This is a genomic window from Vibrio sp. NFR, assembly GCF_027587095.1.
Classification (GTDB): Bacteria; Pseudomonadota; Gammaproteobacteria; order Enterobacterales; family Vibrionaceae; genus Vibrio; species Vibrio harveyi.
Genome location: NZ_JAPPTN010000014.1, coordinates 92,822 through 117,854 on the forward strand (window position 1 = coordinate 92,822; position 25,033 = coordinate 117,854).

Annotated in this window: 20 protein-coding genes; 18 read left to right on the top strand and 2 right to left on the bottom strand. The window is 47.2% G+C overall.

The features are described 5' to 3' along the window. Window positions 1-126 precede the first annotated feature (126 nt). The 8 genes from OH463_RS22080 (at window position 127) to OH463_RS22115 (ending at window position 8,659) form a co-directional block, all read left to right on the top strand. Window positions 127-1,962 carry a protein-disulfide reductase DsbD gene (locus OH463_RS22080; RefSeq protein ID WP_269992647.1) on the top strand — a complete coding sequence of 612 codons (1,836 nt, stop codon included), beginning with the start codon at window positions 127-129 and terminating at the stop codon, window positions 1,960-1,962. Window positions 1,963-2,157: 195 nt separating this feature from the next. Beyond that, window positions 2,158-2,793, top strand: coding sequence for a response regulator (locus tag OH463_RS22085; protein ID WP_005448275.1), 636 nt, complete (start codon window positions 2,158-2,160; stop codon window positions 2,791-2,793). 291 nt (window positions 2,794-3,084) lie between these two features. Next, the gene (locus OH463_RS22090; protein ID WP_005448274.1) at window positions 3,085-3,711 is read left to right on the top strand and encodes a MarC family protein; all 627 of its coding nucleotides are present in this window, start codon (window positions 3,085-3,087) and stop codon (window positions 3,709-3,711) included. Between the two features lie 200 nt (window positions 3,712-3,911). Further along, window positions 3,912-4,175, top strand: coding sequence for a DUF4212 domain-containing protein (locus OH463_RS22095; RefSeq protein ID WP_005448273.1), 264 nt, complete (start codon window positions 3,912-3,914; stop codon window positions 4,173-4,175). Window positions 4,176-4,187: 12 nt separating this feature from the next. Further along, on the top strand, window positions 4,188-5,915 hold the full coding sequence (locus OH463_RS22100) for a sodium:solute symporter family protein (RefSeq protein WP_005448271.1): 1,728 nt from the start codon (window positions 4,188-4,190) through the stop codon (window positions 5,913-5,915). A gap of 260 nt (window positions 5,916-6,175) precedes the next feature. Beyond that, a complete protein-coding gene (locus OH463_RS22105; protein WP_017190956.1) occupies window positions 6,176-6,661 on the top strand; it encodes a hypothetical protein in 486 nt (161 codons plus the stop codon). A gap of 215 nt (window positions 6,662-6,876) precedes the next feature. Then, window positions 6,877-7,257 carry a hypothetical protein gene (locus OH463_RS22110; protein WP_269992650.1) on the top strand — a complete coding sequence of 127 codons (381 nt, stop codon included), beginning with the start codon at window positions 6,877-6,879 and terminating at the stop codon, window positions 7,255-7,257. A gap of 16 nt (window positions 7,258-7,273) precedes the next feature. Then, window positions 7,274-8,659, top strand: a complete 1,386-nt coding sequence (locus OH463_RS22115; protein WP_269992652.1) for a class II fumarate hydratase — start codon at window positions 7,274-7,276, stop codon at window positions 8,657-8,659. 57 nt (window positions 8,660-8,716) lie between these two features. On the opposite strand, the gene OH463_RS22120 is transcribed toward OH463_RS22115, so the two are convergent. Both OH463_RS22120 and OH463_RS22125 read right to left on the bottom strand, forming a co-directional pair. Then, the gene (locus tag OH463_RS22120; RefSeq protein ID WP_009698905.1) at window positions 8,717-12,148 is read right to left on the bottom strand and encodes a hybrid sensor histidine kinase/response regulator; all 3,432 of its coding nucleotides are present in this window, start codon (window positions 12,146-12,148) and stop codon (window positions 8,717-8,719) included. Window positions 12,149-12,291: 143 nt separating this feature from the next. After that, window positions 12,292-13,482 carry a 3-phenylpropionate MFS transporter gene (locus OH463_RS22125; RefSeq protein ID WP_269992654.1) on the bottom strand — a complete coding sequence of 397 codons (1,191 nt, stop codon included), beginning with the start codon at window positions 13,480-13,482 and terminating at the stop codon, window positions 12,292-12,294. 241 nt (window positions 13,483-13,723) lie between these two features. Here OH463_RS22125 and OH463_RS22130 point away from each other — a divergent pair, with 241 nt between their 5' ends. The 10 genes from OH463_RS22130 to OH463_RS22175 all read left to right on the top strand — a co-directional run bounded on the left by OH463_RS22130 (window position 13,724) and on the right by OH463_RS22175 (window position 24,695). Further along, window positions 13,724-15,550 carry a DUF294 nucleotidyltransferase-like domain-containing protein gene (locus OH463_RS22130; protein WP_269992656.1) on the top strand — a complete coding sequence of 609 codons (1,827 nt, stop codon included), beginning with the start codon at window positions 13,724-13,726 and terminating at the stop codon, window positions 15,548-15,550. A 35-nt stretch (window positions 15,551-15,585) separates the two neighbouring features. After that, window positions 15,586-16,218, top strand: a complete 633-nt coding sequence (locus OH463_RS22135) for a 3'-5' exonuclease (protein ID WP_167425338.1) — start codon at window positions 15,586-15,588, stop codon at window positions 16,216-16,218. Window positions 16,219-16,436: 218 nt separating this feature from the next. Further along, complete coding sequence (gene acs, locus OH463_RS22140) at window positions 16,437-18,389, top strand: acetate--CoA ligase (RefSeq protein ID WP_269992660.1); 1,953 nt, start codon at window positions 16,437-16,439, stop codon at window positions 18,387-18,389. Between the two features lie 307 nt (window positions 18,390-18,696). After that, entirely contained in the window at window positions 18,697-19,146 is a 450-nt protein-coding gene (gene aroQ, locus OH463_RS22145) for a type II 3-dehydroquinate dehydratase (protein WP_005448261.1), read from the top strand. 60 nt (window positions 19,147-19,206) lie between these two features. Beyond that, window positions 19,207-19,674: an acetyl-CoA carboxylase biotin carboxyl carrier protein gene (gene accB, locus OH463_RS22150; RefSeq protein ID WP_009698908.1), complete on the top strand. Its 468-nt coding sequence runs from the start codon at window positions 19,207-19,209 to the stop codon at window positions 19,672-19,674. 14 nt (window positions 19,675-19,688) lie between these two features. Then, window positions 19,689-21,032, top strand: coding sequence for an acetyl-CoA carboxylase biotin carboxylase subunit (gene accC / locus OH463_RS22155; RefSeq protein ID WP_005440401.1), 1,344 nt, complete (start codon window positions 19,689-19,691; stop codon window positions 21,030-21,032). 130 nt (window positions 21,033-21,162) lie between these two features. Continuing rightward, entirely contained in the window at window positions 21,163-22,050 is an 888-nt protein-coding gene (gene prmA / locus OH463_RS22160; protein ID WP_009698909.1) for a 50S ribosomal protein L11 methyltransferase, read from the top strand. A gap of 139 nt (window positions 22,051-22,189) precedes the next feature. After that, window positions 22,190-23,158 (top strand): tRNA dihydrouridine synthase DusB, encoded by a 969-nt coding sequence (dusB, locus tag OH463_RS22165; RefSeq protein WP_005448258.1) that lies wholly within the window; start codon window positions 22,190-22,192, stop codon window positions 23,156-23,158. A 23-nt stretch (window positions 23,159-23,181) separates the two neighbouring features. After that, the gene (fis, locus tag OH463_RS22170) at window positions 23,182-23,478 is read left to right on the top strand and encodes a DNA-binding transcriptional regulator Fis (RefSeq protein WP_000462885.1); all 297 of its coding nucleotides are present in this window, start codon (window positions 23,182-23,184) and stop codon (window positions 23,476-23,478) included. Window positions 23,479-23,705: 227 nt separating this feature from the next. Beyond that, window positions 23,706-24,695, top strand: a complete 990-nt coding sequence (locus tag OH463_RS22175) for a sensor domain-containing diguanylate cyclase (protein ID WP_269992662.1) — start codon at window positions 23,706-23,708, stop codon at window positions 24,693-24,695. Window positions 24,696-25,033 lie beyond the last annotated feature (338 nt).

Below are 25,033 nucleotides of genomic sequence, written 5' to 3' on the forward strand. Positions count from 1 at the left end.
CTTTTTTATTGCCTGTCGCATTGGAGAGCGCTTAACAAATCTTCACTTCCATGAAACTTATTGGCTAGTCAGCAGGTCTGATTGAGTTACACTAACGGCAATTATCTAAGATGAATTGAACCTTTTATGCGTGCATTACTCTCCGTCTTACTCTTAGGGCTTATTACCTTCTCTGCGCCTTCTTTTGCTTTGTTTGGCAATGATCAGTTAAACAACAGTCAAAGCAACGCTTTTGGCAGCAGCAACGATACCTTTGTACCTGTCGATCAGGCTTTCCCATTCAACTACTACCAGCAAGACGGCAAATTAATGTTGGATTGGCAGGTACGTGATGGTTACTACCTGTATCAAGAACGCCTATCGGTAGCGGGTGAGAAAGTATCGCTAGGCGAACTGCAAATGGAAGATGGAACGCCGCATAAAGATGAATTCTTTGGTGACGTACATATCTACGCTCAGCCTCTGTTCGTTAACGTCCCAATGCACGACTGGCAAGACGGAGCACGCGTGGTAGTACAATACCAAGGTTGTGCGAAAGCAGGCTTCTGTTACCCACCAGAAACTCGCGTGATTCCTATCAGCGCGTTTACTTCGTCGAGCTCAGATTCAACAGCGGCGACGACAACACCAAAAGCAGAGCAAGCACCAACAGCAACGCCACCAGCGGCGCAATCATCTAGTTCTAGCGACACACCATCGACGCCAGTAACACAGCAAGATAGCCTTGCCGCAAACCTAGCTGATAACTGGTGGACGCCACTTCTGTTTTTGGCGCTTGGCGTAGGTTTGGCATTTACACCATGTGTACTGCCGATGTACCCAATTCTGACCAGCATCGTGCTTGGCAGTGGCAAACTAAGCCAAAGTCGCGCGCTAGGTTTGTCGTTTGTCTACGTGCAAGGCATGGCGCTGACTTATACCCTACTGGGCCTTGTGGTGGCGTCTGCGGGCATGCAATTCCAAGCAGCGATGCAACACCCTTATGTGTTGATTGGTTTGAGTGTGCTGTTCGTGACGCTCGCCCTGTCTATGTTTGGCGTTTATAACCTGCAACTGCCAAGTGGGGTACAAACTTGGTTAAACAACCTCAGCAACAAACAACAAGGTGGTAGCAGCGCAGGTGTATTCGCCATGGGTGCGATTTCTGGTCTGGTGTGCTCCCCATGCACCACGGCTCCTCTGTCTGGTGCGCTACTTTACGTTGCACAAAGTGGTGACTTACTGACAGGTGGTATCGCGCTCTATGCACTAGCAATGGGTATGGGTATTCCACTCATTCTTGTTGCAGTATTCGGCAACAAACTTCTGCCAAAAGCAGGAGGTTGGATGGATCGCGTTAAGACTCTGTTCGGCTTCATTCTACTGGCTGCTCCTATCTTCCTACTTGAGCGCATCTTGCCAGAAATGTGGGCTACGGCATTGTGGTCAGCACTGGGTATCGCGGCTTTTGGTTGGCTATACCACATCAAAAACAGCCTAGAATTTGGCGGTTGGAAGCAAAGCGCAGTAGGCATCATTGCTGTGCTTGGTTTGTTTGCTTCTGCTCAACCAGCATTGAACTATTGGTTTGGCGGCAACACCACTACACAAACTCAGCAAGCAACAGTGAGTTTTACTCGTATTGCTAACGTGGCTGAGCTTGAGGCTGCACTTGCTCAGGCGAAACAAGTAGGTAAACCAGTGATGCTGGATTTCTACGCCGACTGGTGCGTAGCATGTAAAGAGTTCGAGAAGTACACCTTCCATGACCCAAGCGTCGAAGCCAAACTACAAGACTTCGTTCTTCTGCAGGCGGACGTGACCAAGAACCAAATTCAGGACATCGAGCTGCTTAAACATATGAATGTACTGGGTTTACCAACGATTGAGTTCTGGGATGCCAATGGCGAACATGTTTCAAACGCTCGTTTGACGGGCTTTATGCAAGCCGAGCCTTTCTTAGAGCACATCAACCGATTCTGATGATGAATCATTCAAACGCCAGTGATTATTCACTGGCGTTTTTTGTTGTCTCAATAAAACTGAGAAAGTTGCGTTTATATGCAATTTTTCTAATAAAAGTCGATTTAGTTCAGACTTTTAGCGGATAAATATTGTCCACATTCTTAAAGGTGGACAATAATTCCATTAACGAAATAGTCAAAAGTGTTTAACGTCATGGATTCGACCTACACCATTATCATCGCTGATGATCACCCGCTGTTCCGCAATGCCTTGTTCCAATCGGTACACATGGCTGTGAGTGGTGCTAACCTTCTCGAAGCGGATACGCTGGATGCTCTACTCGCGTTGCTGGAAAAAGAAGAAGAGCCAGATTTGGTGTTGTTAGATCTCAAGATGCCAGGCGCAAATGGCATGTCGGGGTTGATTCACCTTCGTGCTGAATACCCAGATATCCCAGTGGTGGTGGTATCTGCCAGCGAAGAAGCAAGCGTGGTCACTCAAGTGAAAAGCCACGGTGCGTTCGGCTTTATTCCAAAATCGAGCGACATGCGTGAGCTAGTCAATGCCCTTAACCAAGTCCTTAATGGCGACCCATACTTCCCAGAAGGCTTGATCACCAATAACGCAGCTTGTAATGACTTGGCAGAAAAAATTGCCGCACTTACCCCCCAGCAATACAAAGTGTTGGGCATGCTTTCCGATGGCTTACTCAACAAACAAATCGCTTACGAGCTCAATGTCTCCGAGGCCACCATCAAAGCCCACATGACCGCAATTTTCCGCAAACTAGGCGTGAAGAACCGAACTCAAGCCGTCATCCTACTGCAGCAAATGGAACCCGAGCAGTAATGTGTTAGTAAATATATCTAATTCACATTTATATGACGCAAAAAGAACAACAGACGTTAAAATGATAATGCCAATCACAGTGAGTCAGAGCTTATAAATAGCGTAGGAAAAAGGCTTCAGAACAAGGCGAAAATTTTCGATAAGTAGTTCTCCTACAATCGAAATTTTTAACGCCGTTATCGAGCGTTTTCACAAGCTAGAATAAGCGATTACTAGCTACGATTGGCATAGATTGCACCACGCAGCCTTTTTCATCCCTCTGTTAAACCGCTAACTCTGGGAGGTCATACTTTGCTAAGTATTCTCGTCACTCAATTCGTCGTACTCTGGGCCGTCATTGACCCGATTGGTTCAGTACCCGTTTATCTATCACAAACTCAGCACCTTACGGCAAAACAGCGTCGTCTCGTCGCGTTGAAAGCCATTGCTATTTCGATGGGTGTGTTGCTGTTCTTTCTTATTGCCGGTCAGTTGTTGCTGGAAGCAATGCAAATCCCATTGCCCGCGTTCCAAGCCGCTGGTGGCTTAGTGTTATTGCTGTTTGCATTGTCGATGATTTTTGGTGAGAGCAAGCCAGAACAAGAACAAAAACTGGGCGAAGAAGTCAGCCACTCCGATCTCGCTGACTTAGCCGTTTACCCTCTTGCGATCCCTTCGATTGCATCGCCGGGTGCAATGATGGCTATCGTGATGCTCACCGATAACAACCGCTACTCTTTCGTCGACCAAGCAATGACCGCAGGCGTCATGATTGCGGTACTTCTGGTTACCCTATTCTTGTTACTGGGTGCAAACACGATTCAAAAAGTGATTGGTAACGTAGGCGCAGCCATCATCAGCCGCGTAATGGGGCTTATCCTTGCTGCTGTTGCACTGAATAATTTGCTGCTTGGTATAAAAGATTTCTATGTTAATTGATAAAACTCTTAGACCTTTGGCTAATTTAACATCAAATTAACATCACACTTTTATTCCCACTTCTTCTCAAACGCCCTAAAAATGGGCGTTTTTGCTTTTTAGCATCCCGACTAAAGTTGAAAAGAGTTCTTGCCAGTGCCTTGCTAATGTACATGTTGAAACATTTTTTTAACAACAATACCAATCGTAAGGAGACGGCAATGGCATTTGAAAGCGAAGAAAGAGCCAAAGCCTACTGGGACAAGAACGTGAAGCTCATGATTACCCTGATGGTCATCTGGTTCGTAGTGTCTTTCGGCTGCGGCATTTTATTTGTCGACGTACTTAATCAATTTCAATTAGGTGGATACAAACTCGGGTTCTGGTTTGCTCAACAAGGTTCCATCTATGCCTTCCTAGGTATTATTTTCTACTACGCGTGGAAAATGCGCCAAATCGACCGTGAATTCGGCGTAGATGAGTAAGGAGTAACTCAGATGGATTTGAAAACTATTACCTATCTGGTGGTTGGCGCGACGTTCGTCCTCTACATTGGTATTGCGATTTGGGCTCGTGCGGGCTCAACCAAAGAATTCTATGTAGCAGGCGGCGGTGTAAACCCTATCGCTAACGGCATGGCAACCGCAGCAGACTGGATGTCAGCAGCATCGTTCATCTCAATGGCAGGCTTAATTGCCTTCATGGGGTACGGAGGTTCGGTATTCCTGATGGGCTGGACAGGCGGTTACGTACTACTGGCACTTCTGCTTGCACCATACCTACGTAAATTCGGTAAGTTTACTGTGCCAGAATTCGTAGGTGAGCGTTTCTACTCTAACGCAGCGCGTATCGTAGCAGTTGTGTGTCTTATCATCGCATCAGTGACTTACGTTATCGGTCAGATGAAAGGCGTGGGCGTGGCGTTCGGTCGTTTCCTAGAAGTGGATTACTCAACAGGTCTACTGATCGGTATGTGTATCGTATTCATGTACGCCGTTATGGGTGGCATGAAAGGCATTACCTACACGCAGATTGCTCAATATTGCGTACTCATTCTTGCTTACACTATTCCTGCAATCTTTATCTCTCTGCAACTAACAGGTAACCCACTACCACAGATCGGCTTAGGTAGCACCATCCAAGGCACCGATGTCTATCTACTCGATAGGCTCGACCAAGTAGTCACCGAGCTCGGCTTCAGTGAATACACCACCCAAGTTCGTGGCGACACGCTAAACATGTTCGTGTACACCATGTCATTGATGATCGGTACTGCGGGTCTGCCACACGTAATCATCCGTTTCTTTACCGTTCCTAAGGTTCGTGATGCACGTACATCAGCAGGTTGGGCGCTAGTTTTCATCGCTATCCTTTACACAACAGCACCTGCAGTATCTGCTATGGCGCGTCTAAACCTAATGGATACCGTTAACCCAGCTCCGGGTCAGCACCTTGCTTATGATGAGCGTCCTGACTGGTTCAAGAACTGGGAGAAAACAGGTCTACTAGGCTTTGATGATAAGAACGGCGACGGTCTGATCGAGTACACATCAAACCCAGCAACCAATGAGCTGAAAGTTGACCGTGACATCATGGTACTAGCAAACCCAGAGATTGCTAAGCTACCTAACTGGGTTATCGCACTTGTCGCAGCAGGTGGTCTGGCGGCAGCACTATCGACGGCTGCAGGTCTACTACTGGCGATTTCGTCCGCGATATCCCATGACTTAATCAAAGGTGTGATAAATCCGAACATATCCGAGAAGAAAGAGCTGCTCGCGAGTCGAATCTCCATGGCAGTTGCCATCGCGGTCGCCGGTTACTTAGGCTTGAATCCGCCTGGGTTTGCAGCCGGTACGGTAGCGCTCGCCTTCGGTCTGGCGGCATCCTCCATCTTCCCAGCGTTGATGATGGGTATCTTCAGTAAGAGCATCAACAAAGAAGGCGCAATCGCGGGTATGATTGCGGGTATCAGTATCACGCTATTCTACGTATTCCAGCACAAAGGCATCCTATTTGTTGCTGACTGGACTTACCTACAAAGCTGGGGGCAGAACTGGTTCCTAGGCATCGAACCAAACGCATTTGGTGCAATTGGTGCTGTGTTCAACTTCATCGTGGCATTCGCTGTATCGAAAGTAACGGCAGAAACACCACAAGAAGTAAAAGACCTAGTCGAGCACGTACGTGTACCAGCAGGCGCTGGCGGTGCGGTAGACCACTAAAATATAACGCAAACCACAAAAGCCCCGCTTGGGGCTTTTTTATTCACTTAACTTATTCTAATAATTAGAGATTCCCTGAACCGTAGCAAGGAAGCATACCAATGCCATTGATTATATGTTCAGGGGTTACGCGGAAAAAATCGCTTAGAACAAGGCAAAGATTGCTGCAAGCTAGTTGCTCTAACTTCAAAATCTTTAACGAAGTTATTAGCGATTTTAGCCAGTAAAAATGAACAGATAATTGATGGGATTAGTATTTTATGTTCAAAAACAAGCACTTTATTATCGCTCTGTTGATCGCCCCAATTCTGTCTTTGATCGCTTATTTCGGTACAGACATGGCTCTGAGTGAAAAGCCTCATGCCGCTAAAGAAGGGGAAAGCTACAAACTCGCCAGCAAGTCGAATTGCCGTTATACCAGTGGCTTGTGTGATATGGAGAATGGTGACTTTAAAGTGAAGTTTCGCTCAGAAAAGCTGACTCAAGATAGCCTAGAGTTGTCTTTACATGCGGCTTATCCACTGGAAGGAGTGAAGCTTTCAGTCGTGGATAGCCAAGAGCAAAACGCACAACCAATTGACATGAAGCCAGCGGATCAAGCCGGACAAAGCTGGACCATCACTTTGCCTAAGCCTGCATCAGCCGAGAGTTGGCTACGTGTTGCGATTCAATCTGAAGGCACGCTCTACTACGGTGAAACGCAAACAGCGTTTGTGAAATACGAAACCCTGTTTACGGACAAATAACTTACTTGCTTCATAAGGCTTGAAGACGCATTTGAGCCAACCTTATCTCGCGAAAGAATACCGAGCTTAATTGTAGGGATTGAGCTCTCCCACTTCAGCCGATACTGAGTCCGAGTATCGGCTTTTTTTGTTGTGTTATTTCCTCAAAAAAGCTGTGGTTGCTAATCGACAATTAATTGATAATAATTATCATTATCTTAAGTATCGAGGTAACTATGGACAGCAGCCAAGCCATCTACAACGCCTTTTTTAAAGCGCAAGACCGATTCCTTCATGTGTATGCGCCAAGCGGCTTCGAACCCGATGTGATCCATGATTACATCCATTGGGGTATGGTGCTGTCGTCCATCTACGATCACGATGCAGAGCACGAAAACCTGTTGCTGTGCGAGCTGTATTTGCGCCAAGTCTACTTCCATCTACTTGATGCCATTCAGGACCCTGCGCGCAGCCGCATCTTCTGCCGAGTCTGCCTCGATTCTATTCACACTCCGCTACTTTGTCTCAAACGTTACTACTACCAATTTGAGGATGGCGATGTGAAATTTCTCTCATTACAACAACAATTACGTCTGATACAGACGCCACTCGATTAAACAAAAGGAACCTACCATGACCACGGAATTCCGTATCGAAGCGGACAGCATGGGCGAAGTCAAAGTCCCAGCCAACGCTTTGTATCAAGCCCAAACTCAACGCGCTGTCGATAACTTTGCTTTCAGCAAACACACCATGCCGACAGGGTTTATTCAAGCACTCGCTCACATCAAACAAACCGCAGCGCTTACCAATGCTCAACTTGGCTTGCTAGAAGGTGATATTGCCAATGCCATCGCTGATGCCGCGCAAGCCATCATTGATGGTAAACACATCGATCAATTCCCTATCGATGTATTCCAAACTGGCTCGGGCACGAGCTCAAACATGAATGCCAACGAAGTGATTGCAACATTGGCATCTGAGCATCTAGGCGGAACAGTCAATCCAAACGATCACGTCAATATGGGTCAAAGCAGTAACGACGTAGTGCCTACTGCGATTCAAGTTAGCTCTGCAATTGCGATTGAAAAACAGCTACTGCCTGCACTGTCCCACCTAAGTGAAACACTAGAGACTAAGCAGCAAGCTCTGAAAGATGTAGTGAAAACAGGTCGCACGCACCTCATGGATGCGATGCCAATTACCTTCGCCCAAGAGCTTGGTGGCTGGCAGTTCCAAATCGAGCACGCCAAACAAGCCATCGAACAAACACTGCCAGCTGTGAAAGCGTTAGCCCAAGGCGGAACAGCGGTAGGCACAGGGATCAATGCCGATCCACGCTTCGCCGATCTTTTTGCTGATAACCTAACGCAATCAACGCGCATAGAGTTTGCTTCAAGCAAAAACTTCTTCTTCAACCTCAGCAGTCAGGATGCGATCGTCGCCCTATCGGGACAGCTCAAAACAGCAGCAGTTGCGATCATGAAGATCGCAAACGATCTTCGCTGGATGAACTCAGGTCCACTAGCCGGCTTAGGTGAAATCGAACTGCAAGGCTTACAACCGGGCTCTTCTATCATGCCGGGCAAAGTGAACCCTGTGATACCAGAAGCAGCAGCCATGGCGTCGGCACAAGTGATTGGTAACGACGCAACCATTACCGTTGCCGGTCAATCGGGTAACTTCCAACTTAACGTGATGCTGCCAGTGATTGCTCATAATGTACTAGAAAGCACTGAACTGCTGTCGAACAGCGCCGTTGCTTTGGCAGACAAAGCCATCGCGACGTTTGAAGTGCGCCAAGACAACCTTGATGTTGCACTGGCGAAGAACCCGATTCTGGTCACCGCACTTAACCCTGTGATTGGCTACCTAAAAGCAGCGGAAGTGGCGAAGAAAGCCTACAAACAAGGTCGCGCTATCATTGATGTCGCGGAAGAAGAAACGGACTTAGATCGTGCCACATTAGAAAGATTGCTCGATCCAGCCAAACTGACTCAAGGCGGCGTTGCAGAATAAGCCACCGACCGATCACCCCCTTAAAGCAAAAGACCTCCAATCGGAGGTCTTTTTTTTCTAGGCGACTCGATTGAGTACCGAACGTAATTTCAAAGGTTTCACCGGTTTGGCGATAAAACTGAACCCATTGGCTTTAATGCCTTCCATCATGTCATCGGTTCGATCGGCACTGATGATCACCCCTTCAAAGCGATTACCCAGACGCAAGCGGCATTGCTGCAACACTTCTAATCCTGTTCGACCATTGTCTAAACGATAATCGGAGAAAATCACATCCGGCAGCCAATCGTCTTCGATCGCTTTCAGACTCTCAACGATGTCGGTCGCAATGCGAATATCACAGCCCCAGCGTGAGAGTAGATTTTCCATTCCAACCAGAATGTCTGGCTCATTATCGACACACAGTACACGAATATGACTTAAATCGGATTGTGCACTCTTCACAGCTTTGACTGCCGGAATGTGCACCTTCTCTGCCTTATCTAAGGTAATCGAGAACACGCTGCCTTGACCAAACCAAGAACGCATCGAGATTTCATGCCCTAGTACTTGAGCAATACCTTTCGAAATAGCCAAGCCTAACCCTAAACCTTGGTCAGAACGAACTTGAGTACCGCGATTAAACTCTTCGAAGATCTCTTGTTGCTTCTCTTCTTCGATGCCCATGCCGTTGTCCCATACATCAATACGCACTCGCCCTTGTACGCGACGCACACCGAGCGCCACTTTGCCATTCGGGCTATATCGGAACGCATTGGTAAGGAAGTTCTGTACCACGCGGCGTAGCAATTTCGGATCAGATTTCACCATCAAAGACGATGGGATCATGGTGAACTCAATGCCTTGTTGTTTCGCCAATGCGCTGAATTCCGCATTCAAGTTTGCCAACACATCATTGACCGCAAAACCATGCACATTAACGTCCAACTTGCCTGACTCCAAACGCGAAATATCCAGCAAATCACCAATCAAATCTTCTGCTGCGCCTAATGCACTCTCAATGTGGGTCGACAGCTTTTGGGTTTCACTGTCTTTGGCGACTTCCGACAAGGAAGAAGCAAACAGCCGCGCAGCATTCAACGGCTGCATCAAGTCATGGCTTACCGCAGCTAAGAAACGCGACTTGGACTGCGACTCATGCTCAGAGCGTTGGGTTGCTGCTACCAGTTGTTTGTTCAGTTGTTCCAACTCACGAGTACGGGCACGAACGCGTTCTTCTAGTGTCTCATTAGCGTCTTTCAGAGCTTGCTCTGCATCGCGGAACACGGTGATATCGGTAAAGCTCATCACGAAGCCGCCACCTGGCATCGGGTTACCTTGCACTTCAATTACGCGACCATCTGGACGCACACGGGAAGAGGTATGTCGTGTCCCTTGCTCAAGGTGATAAACACGGCGACGAACGTGGTCTTCAGGGTCACCCGGACCACATAAACCTTGCTCAGCATTATGACGAATCACATCCGCAATCGGACGCCCGACCTGAATCAAACCCGGCGGGAAAACAAATAACTCCAGATAACGTTGGTTCCACGCCACCAGCCTTAGTTGCTTGTCGACCACTGCGATGCCTTGCCCAATGTGTTCAATCGCACCTTGCAATAAGCCACGACTGAAATCGTACAGCTCTGAGGCTTCATCAACGATGGTCGCCACTTCCTCAAGCTGCATATTTCTGCCTTGCAAAGCGGAAGTAAGTACTAACTTAGCTGAAGAGGCACCAAACACACCGGCAAGTACACGTTCGGTGTGTCGAATCAAGGTAGAAGGAGCTTGTTGGTTGGGAAGTAGCTCTTCGCGTTGCTGACTCCAATAGGTTTGGAAGGCGGATTTCACTCGCGTTCGTCCCACAAATCGTGACGCTAACATCTCCAGTTCACTGACCGTCACACGGCTCTGATACAAGCTGATGTTTTCACTTTCAGGCAACGGCGTACCAACGAATGACGCCGATTGTAAGCGTTCACTTATGCTTGGGCGCGTAGCTAGTGATACCGCAACAAAACACGCGGTATTCGCCACCACACTGAGGATCATGCCCCAGTCGGAAACAGCAATACCAAAGCCTGCCAATAAATCAGGCGGAGTGATCAACCAAATCAGCAAGTTGTTGCTTGCGTCACCCGCTAGCATGTCGGTTTGGCTCATCAAAGTAATCAACCAAATGGTGAAACCCACCAGCAGACCGACATACACGCCTTTCTTGTTGCCCTGACGCCAATACATACCGCCAAGCAGAGAGGGAGCGAACTGGGTAATCGCTGCAAACGAGAGAAAACCTATCGCAGAGAGTGAGTGGATACTATCTAAAGCCTGATAAAAGCCCCATGCACCAATCAAAAGAAGCAGAATAAGCCCGCGACGTATACGTAATAACAGCGTAGAGAAATGGTGATGATTACGTTTTGATAACTTCATCCGGCGCAAAATCAGCGGCATCACCAAATCGTTAGATACCATGATCGCTAAGGCAATGGTCGAGACGATGACCATGCCGCTTGCCGCAGAGGTACCACCTAAAAATGCCAGCAAGGCGATGTCATTCGCGCCCACCGCCATCGGCACACTGATCACGTACGTATCGGCAGGGCTGCCACTCAACAGGCTTTGCCCTACCCATGCGATTGGCAGAACGAAAATGCCCATCAGAATCAGATACAGCGGGAACAACCAACGCGCGACGTGTAAGTCTTGCGCGCGTTCATTCTCGACTACCATGGTGTGGAACTGACGTGGCAAACAGACAATCGCCAGCATCGTCAGAATGGTATGAATCAGCAAGGTCGGAATGTTAGGTGACTCATAGGTTTCAGCAGCGATATCAGCGAGGTGGAAGCTCTCGGTATCCATCGCGAGCCAAACAATAAACACGCCCACCACTAAAAACGCCACCAGCTTGAGCACTGATTCAAACGCAATCGCCATCATCATGCCGCGGTGATGTTCGGTGTTATCGATATGACGCGTACCAAACAGCATGGTGAAGATCGCCATCGCCCCGACCACAAACCAAGACACGCTGTAGTTTTGATAACTGAGATCAGATGCTAAATCTGGTGCGATGATCTCCAACCCCATGGTGATGCCGCGCAATTGCAAAGCGATATACGGAAGAATGCCTGCCACCGCGATTAAGGTTACAACCACCGCCAAGCCTTGCGATTTGCCATAGCGGGCGGCAATAAAATCGGCAATGGAGGTGATGTGCTCGCGCTTGGCAATCAAGATAAGCCGAGCGAGGACGCGCCAGCCGATGGTAAACACGATGATCGGCGCGATATAGATGGGTAGGAAGGACCAAGGATTGTTGCTCGCCTGTCCGACCGTGCCGTAGAAGGTCCACGACGTACAGTACACCGCAATCGACAAACTGTAGATCCATGGTCGCCAACGCGCTAACCATCTCTTTTGTTTGTCACCGTACCAAGCGATTAAAAACAGGATTCCCAAATACGCCAAAGAAACGGGAATCACTAGCCATCCTTGCATCCGATATCCTTTCTTACTTTTCTTGCCTTTCTTGCTGTTATTAAAGCAAGGAATAAAAAAAACTCTCCATAAGGGAGAGGTTTCATTTAACACTGCTTTCACAACAGAGACAAAGGTTAGTTTTTAATCTCTGTCACAGAAGCTTAATTCTGTACTTCGGGCGCATTGGCTGAGAGGTCAACCACATTACTTTCATCATTTTGAGGCTCAACTTTGATAAACAGTGCAATAAAGCCCATCGCCGCCATCAACCAGAAGATATTCGCACCCCAGTGCTCGTAGCCCCAACCACTGATCACCGTCATCAACGCGATAAACGCACCCAGTGGAATTGCGTTATATAGTGCCTGCAATGCCACCATCTTGTTCTCTGCTGAGTTCTGGATGTATTGAATGGCAGCAATGTGCGCCATTGCAAACGTCACGCCGTGAAGCATTTGCACTACCACCAACGCCAAAATAGAGGTCGTAGACGCAGTCATTCCCCAACGTAGCATCACACCACCAGCCGCAACCACAAACAGAGTGCGCAAAGACCAGCCAGCGAATAGACGCTTACTCAGAGCAAACACAGCAACTTCAGCTGCCACGCCCAAGCTCCATAAGTAGCCAATCACATCTTCTGAGTGACCAGCCGCTTTCCAGTGAATCGCGCTAAAACCGTAGTACGCCGCATGGCTGCCTTGGATTAACGCCATTAATACAAGGAACTTCACGACCGGTTTATCCGTCAGTAACGCTGAGAGTTTTGGGCGCTCAGAATGTTGACCTTCGCGTGTTACTGGCATTGGGTTGATGTTACGCATTGCAAATAAGAGCGAGATAAACACACCGACCATCGCCGTGTACAAAATCATGTCAGAGCCAAACTCTGCCACCAAGTAACCCACCACAGTCGAGCCTGCAATAAAGGCAACCGAGCCCCACAAACGGGTACGACCGTAATCGAGCATTTTCAAACGCGCGTAGTAGTTCGCCATCGCATCAGACAGAGGCACTACAGGACCACAACACAAGTTAAACAAGACGGTGGCAAGCGCCATTAACCAGAAGTTGCCGCCAGTGAAAAAGTGGAAACCAACAAATATAAGGGCAGCAAAACTCAACCAGCGCAATGCAGGCATTAGGTGTTCGACTTTATGCAAACGTGGGGTAAGTACCATGTTCGCCACACAACGCGTCGCTAAACCTAGCCCCACTAACAGACCAATATCTGTTGGAGAAACGCCCTGCTCTTTAAACCACAACGACCAAAATGGCAGATACACGCCATACGCAAAAAAGAATCCGAGAAAGTACTGGGAAATCCAGCCATACGGAGAGGGTTTCAACATCACTGACATCCTAAAAAACGACAAAAACTAACGACTTCCGCCACGTAAACGTTTGGGACGCGGAATTATGGATCGCAATGCGTAATAGAAAAAGGGAAGAATCGGCAACTTACCGTTTCCTCAATGGCACAGGGTCTCGAAATGCAAAATTAGATTGTGACGATTTAGACCAAAGTCGTCTGGCTTCGGCAGGGAAATTTGTCAGACTTAGAATGTGTTCCCACCAAATTTAGGTGCTCTCATGCCTGACAAATTTAATATGCAATCTCCACCGTTCGACCGCCTGACTGACGCACAGCAAAATCGACTGCGCTCGTCTCTTGATGTGGCGTACTACCGAACGCGAGATGTCATTTTAGCTTGTGGGCAAGACAACCCTCACCTGCACGTGCTGATTAAAGGTGCCGTAGAAGAGCGCTCAAAAGATCAAGACGAAGTGTTTGCTCACTACGCCAACGACGACATGTTTGATGTGCGGTCTTTGTTTGAAGAAAGCGTGCGCCATCAATATGTGGCACTGGAAGATACCCTCTCGTATTTGCTGCCCAAAGAAGTGTTTCTTGAGCTGTACAACGAGAACGGACAGTTCGCTGCCTACTTCGATAACAACTTATCGAAACGCCAAGCCCTCATTGAAGCGGCTCAACAGCAACAAAACCTCGCGGAATTCATTCTGACTAAAGTCGATAGCAGTATCTATCATCCACCAATGCTATTGGCGCCCGATATGCCAATTAATCAGGTCACCAAAACACTTAAAGACAATGGCATTGATGCCGCTTTGGTTCAGCTTAACCAAGATGACCCACGCCTAGAGCAATATCCATCGGCACATCCCTACGCGATAGTTACACGAACCAATATGCTCCATGCCGTGATGCTTGACGACCACCCACTCGATACGCCAGTGAGTGAGATTGCGACCTTCCCTGTTTATCACGTCGATGATGGCGACTTCTTGTTTAACGCCATGATCACCATGACGCGTAATCGCATGAAGCGTCTAATGGTGTGCGAAGGCAATCAAGCGGTCGGTATGTTGGACATGACGCAAATCCTCAGTGCGTTTTCCACTCACTCACACGTACTAACACTCAGCATTGCGCGAGCAACCAGCGTGGAAGAGTTAGCCCTTGCTTCCAATCGACAGCGTCAGTTGGTAGACAGCTTGCTAACCAATGGCATCCGTACTCGCTTCATCATGGAGCTGATATCTGCTGTAAATGAACAAATCATCGAAAAAGCGTTTGAGCTTGTGGTGCCACCAGCACTGCACGATCACTGTTGTCTGATTGTGCTTGGCTCGGAAGGTCGTGGAGAGCAAATCCTCAAAACCGATCAAGATAACGCACTGATCATCCAAGATGGGCTGGAATGGGAACATTGCTCCGAAGTCATGCAAACCCTCACCCACACCTTACAGCAACTGGGCTATCCACTCTGCCCAGGCAAAGTCATGGTTAACAATCCTAAGTGGGTTCGAACGCAGCAAGACTGGATAAAAACGCTCGATGGTTGGATTGCCAAAGCACAGCCAGAACAAATCATGGATTTAGCCATCTTCAGTGACGCTCATGCGGTCGCAGGCAATCGAGAGTTGCTCACGCCTATCGCCGAGCACCTTAGAGACAGCATGAAAGATCGTATGTTGATTCTGTCCGATTTCACTCGCCCTGCTCTGCAGTTTTCCGTGCCTCTTACTCTGTTTGGTAACGTAAAAAGTGCTAAAGATGGGCTGGATATAAAGCGCGGCGGCATCTTCCCTATCGTACATGGCATTCGCACCTTGGCATTGGAATACGCGATTGAAGAGAAGAACACTTTCGAACGTATCGAAGCACTGAGAAACAAACGCATCTTAGAACCAGAAACCGCCGATAACCTCAATGAGGCACTGAAGCTGTTCTTCAAGATCCGTTTGAACCAGCAATTAAGTAGGCAGGAAGCACTGAACAACATCGACATTAAACAGTTAGACAGGACAGAACGAGATCTACTGCGCCACAGCTTACACGTGGTGAAGAAGTTTAAGCAGTTCTTAGGCTTCCATTATCAAATCCGTGATTAGAGTCTTTTAGGCAAATAAGACGAGAGGTAACAGGGATGAATTGGCTACAAAGGAAATACTGGCATTACAAGCTGAAAGGCTCACCTTATCAGCCACTGTTTGGTTCGCCACAAAAAGGCGAGTTTGTCTCTCTCGATTGCGAAACCACCAGCTTGGACCCAAATAGAGCCGAGCTGGTCACCATCGCTGCGACCAAAATCATCGATAATCGCATCATCACCAGTAAACCGTTCGAAGTTCGACTGCGCGCCCCGCAATCACTCGATTCAGGTTCAGTAAAAATTCACCATATCCGCCACCAAGATTTGGTGGATGGCATCAGTGAAAAAGAAGCGCTCATCAAGCTACTCGACTTTATCGGCAATCGTCCTTTGGTTGGCTACCACATTCGCTACGACAAAAAGATCCTCGACCTCGCTTGTCTGAGGCATTTAGGCTTTCCACTACCGAACCCGCTCATCGAAGTGAGCCAGGTTTATCACGATAAGCTCGAACGTCATTTGCCTAACGCCTACTTCGACTTAAGTCTTGATGCGATTTGTAAGCACCTTGAACTGCCGATTCAAGACAAACACGATGCCCTGCAGGACGCAAAATCCGCCGCTTTAGTGTATGTGCGCCTAACTAAAGGCGATTTACCAAACCTGAGCGTGCCTTATACCCAATAGGTTCAATACTCAGCTTTCGATCCACGTCCCACATTCGCTTTAAATTCAGCAATATCGCGGCGCATTCCTCACTCTCATCCTAAAGTCTAATTGTGGAAATACGCGCTGTGACTGACAGTTATATGCACAGCAACGTTCTTGATGAATCACAGACTAAAGAACGGAAACCGCCCTACAAAAGACGAAGGTCGAGAATTAAAGGCACAAGGAGAGAAGCCATGAGCGAAGCCCACGTTTATCCGGTAAAAGAAAATATTAAAAACCATACGCATGCGGATAATGACACTTACCTAGCCATGTATCAGCAGTCGGTAAGCGACCCTGAAGGCTTCTGGAGCGAACACGGTAAAGTTGTCGATTGGATTAAGCCATTCACTCAAGTTAAAAACACCTCTTTCGATACTGGTCACGTCGACATTCGTTGGTTCGAAGACGGCACGCTGAACGTATCTGCAAACTGTATTGACCGCCACCTTGCCGAGCGTGGCGATGAAGTCGCGATCATCTGGGAAGGCGATGATCCTGCCGACGACAAAACCCTTACATTCAAAGAACTACACAAAGAAGTGTGTAAGTTCTCTAACGCACTAAAAGAGCAAGGCGTGCACAAAGGCGACGTGGTTTGTCTTTACATGCCAATGGTGCCAGAAGCGGCTATCGCAATGCTGGCATGTACGCGTATTGGTGCGGTTCATACCGTGGTATTTGGTGGTTTCTCGCCAGAAGCACTGTCCGGTCGTATCATCGACTCAGACGCGAAAATCGTTATCACCGCTGACGAAGGCGTTCGTGGTGGTCGCGCAGTACCACTGAAGAAAAACGTTGATGAAGCACTGACAAACCCAGAAGTAAAAACCATCGACAAAGTTGTCGTTCTAAAACGCACGGGTGGCAACATTGATTGGCACGAGCACCGTGACGTTTGGTGGCACGAAGCAACGGCTGTCGTTTCTGACGTATGTCCACCTGAGGAGATGAAAGCGGAAGACCCTCTATTCATTCTTTACACTTCAGGCTCAACAGGTAAGCCAAAAGGCGTGCTGCACACTACAGGTGGTTACCTAGTGTACGCAACCATGACCTTCAAATACGTGTTCGATTACCAAGAAGGTGAAACGTTCTGGTGTACTGCGGATGTGGGTTGGATTACAGGTCACACTTACTTAATTTACGGTCCACTGGCGAACGGTGCGAAGACCATTCTTTTCGAAGGTGTACCAAACTACCCAAGCACGGCTCGCATGAGTGAAGTGGTTGATAAGCATCAAGTAAACATTCTCTACACTGCACCAACAGCGATTCGCGCCCTAATGGCGAAAGGTAACGAAGCGGTAGCCGGAACATCTCGTTCAAGCTTGCGTGTAATGGGCTCAGTAGGTGAACCTATCAACCCAGAAGCATGGGAGTGGTACTACAAGACCATTGGTAATGAAAACTCACCTATCGTTGATACTTGGTGGCAAACAGAAACAGGCGGCATCTTGATTGCGCCACTACCAGGTGCAACCGATCTTAAACCAGGTTCTGCAACTCGCCCATTCTTCGGCGTACAACCAGCGCTAGTGGACAACATGGGTAACATCATTGAAGAGACCGCAGCAGAAGGTAACTTAGTGATCCTTGATTCATGGCCTGGTCAGATGCGTACTGTTTACGGCGACCATGAGCGCTTTGAGCAAACCTACTTCTCTACCTTCAAAGGCATGTACTTCACCAGTGATGGCGCACGTCGTGACGAAGACGGCTATTACTGGATCACAGGTCGTGTAGATGACGTACTGAACGTTTCAGGTCACCGTATGGGTACCGCAGAGATTGAGTCAGCACTGGTTGCACACGATAAAATTGCGGAAGCAGCGATTGTCGGTATCCCTCATGACATCAAAGGTCAGGCAATTTACGCATACGTCACGCTTAATGATGGTGAGTTCCCATCAGCTGAGCTGCACAAAGAGGTGAAAGACTGGGTACGTAAAGAGATAGGTCCAATCGCGACACCAGACGTGCTGCACTGGACAGACTCTCTACCAAAAACTCGCTCCGGTAAAATCATGCGCCGCATCCTACGTAAGATTGCAACGGGTGATACCAGCAACCTAGGTGATACTTCGACACTGGCAGATCCAAGTGTTGTAGACAAGCTAATTGCAGAGAAAGCAGAACTGGCATAACACCCAGCCCCTGTTTTAAACGCTAGCCCTAAAAGCCACCATTGCATATGGTGGCTTTTTTGTGCGTGGACGCAAAATAAACCACAGAAAGCACATGGCAATTATGTTGTTTTTGTTAACTTGGTTACAGAAACGGCGGGGGTTATTGGGAGATTAGACCAGTAAATTGCTGCTAATTGCTGTGAATTAGCTATAATCTTGGTCGATTTTTTAAAATTTGCTCGGTTTTAACAAAAAAATCGTGCTGAATTATCGTATATTTGGGAATATAAACGTTCCACTCACGATAAAGGAAGATAGCAACATAATGTCTGCAAAGTCACGGATTCTAGTTCTAAACGGACCAAATCTTAATCTATTAGGTCTGCGTGAACCGACACATTACGGTAACAACACCCTAGCACAGATTGTTGACGCTTTGACTGAACAAGCTCACAACTCTGGGGTGGAACTTGAACACCTGCAATCGAATCGTGAGTACGAACTGATTGAAGCTATCCACGCTGCATATGACAAAGTGGACTTCATTATCATCAACCCAGCGGCTTTCACTCATACCAGTGTCGCGCTGCGTGATGCATTACTTGGCGTAGCCATCCCATTTATCGAAGTGCACCTATCGAACGTTCACGCTCGTGAGCCGTTCCGTCATCACTCTTATCTGTCTGATAAAGCAGAAGGAGTGATTTGTGGCTTAGGTGCACAAGGTTATGAATTCGCTCTGTCTGCAGCAATCGCGAAATTGCAGGCAAAGTAAACCAAACACTCTGCAGCCCTTTGGGGTTGTCTTAATCACAAGATAAAAGAGAAAGAAAAGATGGATATTCGTAAAATCAAGAAGCTAATCGAGTTAGTTGAAGAATCTGGCATTGCTGAGCTAGAAATCTCTGAAGGTGAAGAGTCAGTACGCATCAGTCGTAGTGGCCCTGCAGCGGCTCCAGCACCAGTTCATTACGCAGCAGCTCCAGTAGCAGCACCTGCACCAGTGGCAGCAGCTCCAGTAGCAGACGCACCAGCAATGGCAGCAGAAGCGCCAGCAGCAGTTCCTGCAGGTCACCAAGTTCTTTCTCCAATGGTTGGTACTTTCTACCGCTCACCAAGTCCAGACGCGAAATCATTCGTTGAAGTTGGTCAGAGCGTAAATGCTGGCGACACACTATGTATCGTTGAAGCAATGAAAATGATGAACCAAATCGAAGCGGACAAATCAGGTGTTGTAACTGCAATCCTAGTTGAAGACGGCCAACCAGTTGAATTCGACCAACCACTAGTTGTAATCGAATAAGCGGGGCTTGCCTTATGCTAGATAAAGTAGTCATCGCGAACCGAGGTGAAATTGCACTTCGTATCCTTCGCGCTTGTAAAGAATTAGGCATTAAGACTGTGGCAGTTCACTCAACAGCTGACCGCGATCTTAAGCACGTACTACTCGCAGACGAAACAGTATGTATCGGTCCTGCTCGTGGTATCGACAGCTACCTAAACATCCCTCGTATCATTTCTGCAGCAGAAGTTACGGGTGCAATTGCGATTCACCCGGGTTACGGCTTCCTATCTGAGAACGCAGACTTTGCTGAACAAGTAGAGCGTAGCGGTTTCATCTTCGTTGGTCCTAAAGCAGACACCATCCGTATGATGGGTGACAAAGTGTCCGCAATCAACGCAATGAAAAAAGCAGGCGTTCCTTGTGTACCAGGCTCTGACGGTCCACTAGATAACGACGAAGACAAAAACAAAGCTCACGCTAAGCGTATCGGCTACCCAGTAATCATCAAAGCCTCTGGTGGCGGCGGTGGTCGTGGTATGCGTGTTGTACGTTCTGAAGCGGAACTTGTTCAAGCTATCGCTATGACGCGTGCAGAAGCAAAAGCGGCGTTCAACAACGACATGGTTTACATGGAGAAATTCCTAGAAAACCCTCGTCACGTTGAAGTACAAGTGATTGCTGATGGTCAAGGCGGTGCTATCCACCTAGGTGAACGTGACTGTTCTATGCAGCGTCGTCACCAGAAGGTTGTTGAAGAAGCTCCAGCACCAGGTATCACTGAAGAGATGCGTAAATACATCGGTGAACGTTGTACACGTGCATGTCTAGAAATCGGTTACCGCGGCGCAGGTACGTTCGAATTCCTATACGAGAACGGTGAGTTCTACTTCATCGAAATGAACACTCGTATTCAGGTTGAGCACCCAGTAACAGAAATGGTTACCGGTGTTGACCTAATTAAAGAACAGCTACGCGTAGCAGCAGGTCAACCACTGTCATTCACTCAGGATGACATCAAGATCCGCGGCCATGCGATTGAGTGTCGTATCAACGCAGAAGACCCTGAGCGCTTCCTACCTTCACCAGGTAAGATTGAACGCTTCCACGCACCAGGCGGTATGGGTGTTCGTTGGGAATCTCACATTTACACAGGCTACACAGTACCACCTCATTACGATTCAATGATTGGTAAACTGATCACTTACGGTGAGAACCGTGATGTAGCGATTGCACGTATGAAGAACGCACTAGGCGAGATGATCATTGAAGGCATCAAGACTAACGTTACTCTACAAGAATCAATCATGAATGATGAGAACTTCCAGCACGGTGGTGCAAACATTCACTACCTAGAGAAGAAGCTAGGCCTACAATAAGCCTTCGCTAACCTCATGATAAATGCCCACATCTGTGGGCATTTTTGTTTTGTATAAAGTCTATACTCAAACAAATCGTAGAGTTCTGGTAAACTCTGCGCCACTTCATTCACTTTAAGAGCAAAAACAAATGCCTTGGATTCAAATCAAACTCAACGCGACCAATGAAAACGCTGAGCAAATCGGCGACATGCTAATGGAAGAGACTGGTGCGCTGTCTGTAACATTCCTAGACGCGCAGGATACGCCTGTATTCGAACCTCTACCTGGCGAAACTCGCTTATGGGGCGATACTGACATTCTGGCACTGTACGATGCAGAAGCTGATACAAACTTCATCATCACTCAAATCAAAGCAAGCGGCATGCTTACTGACGATTTTGCTTACAAAGTAGAACAGCTAGAAGACAAAGACTGGGAACGCGAGTGGATGGAAAACTTCCACCCAATGAAGTTCGGCGAACGCCTATGGATTTGCCCAAGCTGGCGTGAAATTCCAGAGCCAGACGCAGTAAACGTAATGCTAGATCCGGGTCTTGCATTCGGTACAGGAACTCACCCAACTACGGCATTGTGTCTTGAGTGGCTAGAAGGTCTCGATCTATCAGGTAAGACGGTTATCGACTTCGGGTGTGGCTCAGGCATCCTAGCGATCGCAGCGATCAAACTAGGTGCAGAAAAAGTTATCGGGATCGACATTGATCCTCAAGCACTACAAGCATCTCGCGACAACGCTGAACGTAATGGCGTTGCCGATCAACTTGAAGTGTTCCTACCTCAAAACCAACCTGAAGGTCTAATTGCAGACGTTGTGGTTGCGAACATTCTTGCTGGTCCTCTACGTGAACTAGCACCAATAATTAAAGGTTTGGTGAAACCAAATGGTGACCTTGCGATGTCGGGTGTTTTAGACACTCAAGCAGAGGATGTAGCAAACCATTACCGTGACGAGCTTCACATTGACCCAATTGTAGAGCAAAGTGAATGGTGTCGTATCTCTGGTCGTAAGCAAGGCTAGACAAGGTTTTCAGGGCTAATTGTTTGAATTTCATACAAATTACAAAAACAATTTGTAAATGCTCAAATATTAGTCTTTTCACGCAGTAAAAAAATGCGTAAAATGCGCGCCCTTGCTGGTACAGAACTGTGATGACGTTTTGAAAATCGGAAACTATCAACTTAAGAACAATCTAATCGTAGCCCCTATGGCTGGTGTAACGGATAGACCGTTTCGCGAGTTGTGTCTTCGCTATGGTGCGGGAATGGCCGTCAGTGAAATGATGTCTGCTAACCCGAAACTATGGGGAACGTCAAAGTCGAAACAGCGCATGGTACATGAAGGCGAATCGGGCATTCGCTCTGTACAGATTGCCGGTTCCGATCCACAGCTTATGGCCGATGCGGCTCAATTCAGTGTTGAAAACGGTGCGCAAATCATCGACATCAACATGGGCTGCCCAGCAAAGAAAGTGAATAAGAAGCTGGCGGGTTCTGCACTGCTTCAATACCCAGACATCATCAAAGAGATTTTGACTGCGGTAGTGGACGCGGTAGACGTTCCTGTAACGTTAAAGACCCGTACTGGCTGGAACACAGAAAATAAAAACTGTGTTCACATCGCTAAATTAGCCGAAGACTGCGGCATACAGGCTCTTGCACTGCATGGCAGAACAAAAGCGTGTATGTACAAAGGTGAGGCCGAATATGACAGCATTAAAGCGGTTAAACACGCTATATCCATTCCGGTTATCGCAAACGGTGATATCGATAGCCCGGAGAAAGCGAAGTTTGTACTGGAGTACACCGGTGCAGACGCTTTAATGATTGGACGCCCTGCCCAAGGTCGTCCTTGGATTTTCCAGGAAATCCATCACTATTTGGAAAACGGCACCACAATGGATGAGCTTCCAAGTGAGGAAGTGAAAGCCATTATGCTTGGTCATGTTAACGCTCTGCATGATTTCTATGGAGAGTTTTTAGGTCCACGTATCGCGCGCAAGCACGTTGGGTGGTATCTAAAGGAACATGAACAAGCAAGTGAGTTTCGCCGTACCTTCAACGCTATCGACGCAGCTGAGCTGCAACTTGAGGCGTTAGAAGGTTATTTTGATAACGTTGCATCATAATTAAGAGAAGAGCTAGACCGAATATGTTCGAACAAAATCTGACTTCAGAAGCATTAACAGTAACTACAGTAACGTCACAAGACCAGATTACTCAAAAGCCTTTACGTGACTCTGTTAAAGCGTCTCTTAAAAACTACCTAGCTCAACTAAACGGCCAGGAAGTAACAGAACTATACGAATTAGTTCTAGCTGAAGTTGAACAGCCACTATTAGATACCATCATGCAGTACACTCGCGGTAACCAAACTCGCGCAGCAACTATGATGGGTATCAACCGCGGTACTCTTCGCAAAAAACTTAAAAAGTACGGCATGAACTAATAGGTTCATACAGTATTTTTGTAAAAAAGGCTTGGTCAGCAATGATTAAGCCTTTTTTATTTTTTGTTCCTCGCTATCCTGTATTTCATCCTCCCTTACCTTCTCTTACCAATCCTTTGTACAAACATTAGTCAAGCCTGATACATTGAACTGTGATCAGTATTGATTGTGAACTCAATATAAACAGATATAATCAAAGACTTACATTGGATAAAGGAACTAACCTCATGATTTACAAAGAAAGGGAAGATTGGCTTCACGCCATTCTGAATACTCTCCCTGATCATGTCTTTATCCTCAATGAAAACGGTCGCTATATTGAAAGCTTTGGTGGCACTTACCACTCAAAGAAATTCAATGCCGAAAGTTACACTAACCTCTCGTTAAACGATGTTTTGTCATCAAGTAAAGCTTCTGAATTAATAAGTTATATTGATGATGTAATTCGCTCTAATGAGCCAAAAGTCGTCAAATACAGCATCGCACTACAAGACCACCTACTAATGCCAATAGAAGAGCTAGAAGCGTTAGACAACCCAGAGGAAACCTGGTTTGAAGCGATCATCAAACCTGTTGAAAGCTTACAAGGCGACGAAAGTTGGGTAATTTGGTCTGTTCGTGACGTAACGAAAACACACCTACTTGAAAAGCGCTTGAAAGAGCTCTCAGAGACTGATGAGCTAACTGGTGTAATGAATCGACGAGCATTCTTAACCAGCCTAGATAAAGCTCTGAACTCGCATTCTCGCCTATCTCAAACACTCTCCTGCGTCATGATCGATATTGACCACTTTAAAGAGATAAATGACCAAGTCGGTCACTTCTCCGGAGATCAGGTGATCAACCATGTAGCAAAGATATGCCAACGAGCAATCCGTGGCACTGACTTTATTGGTCGCTTAGGAGGAGAAGAGTTTGCAGTGATTTTAGTCAACACCAGCGCGATTCAAGCCTATGATGTAGCAGAAAGGATCAGAGGTGCGATTCAAAACGCCCCATGCCAAGTTGATGGTATCGAAATCAGCACAACCGTAAGTATTGGTGTCGCAGAATATGACGGACAAGTATCTAATGCTAAAGAGCTCATGATTAACGCTGATAAAGCCATGTATTACTCAAAGCACTCTGGACGCAACCAAGTAACACTTCATCACGACTGTATTCCTGATGTCAAAATACAGCACTCCTTAAACCTAAATATCCAAAAGGTTTCTTAGCCCTTCGCTCTTCATCCCCCTTACTTTACATCAACTTATCCACGCACTCTCCAAAACACTCACACGCAGTTCTTTTGCCTAATCGAGTCATAGGACTAAACACAAGCTCGATGTGTTTTAATAGCGAGTTTGAGGCTGTTCTAAAGACAATGGGAAGTAGTGGCATTGTGAGAGGTTAGGTAATGCGTTAGCACTATCTCATGATCAAGTTAGTCACAGGAAAGATATACAGGGATTGGAAAGTGGTGCGACTTTATAAGAAGGGCTCTGGTGATCAGATTTACTTTGCTCCAAATGTAAAAAAAGCCCACTCTCTCGAGTGGGCTTCTTCAAATTTA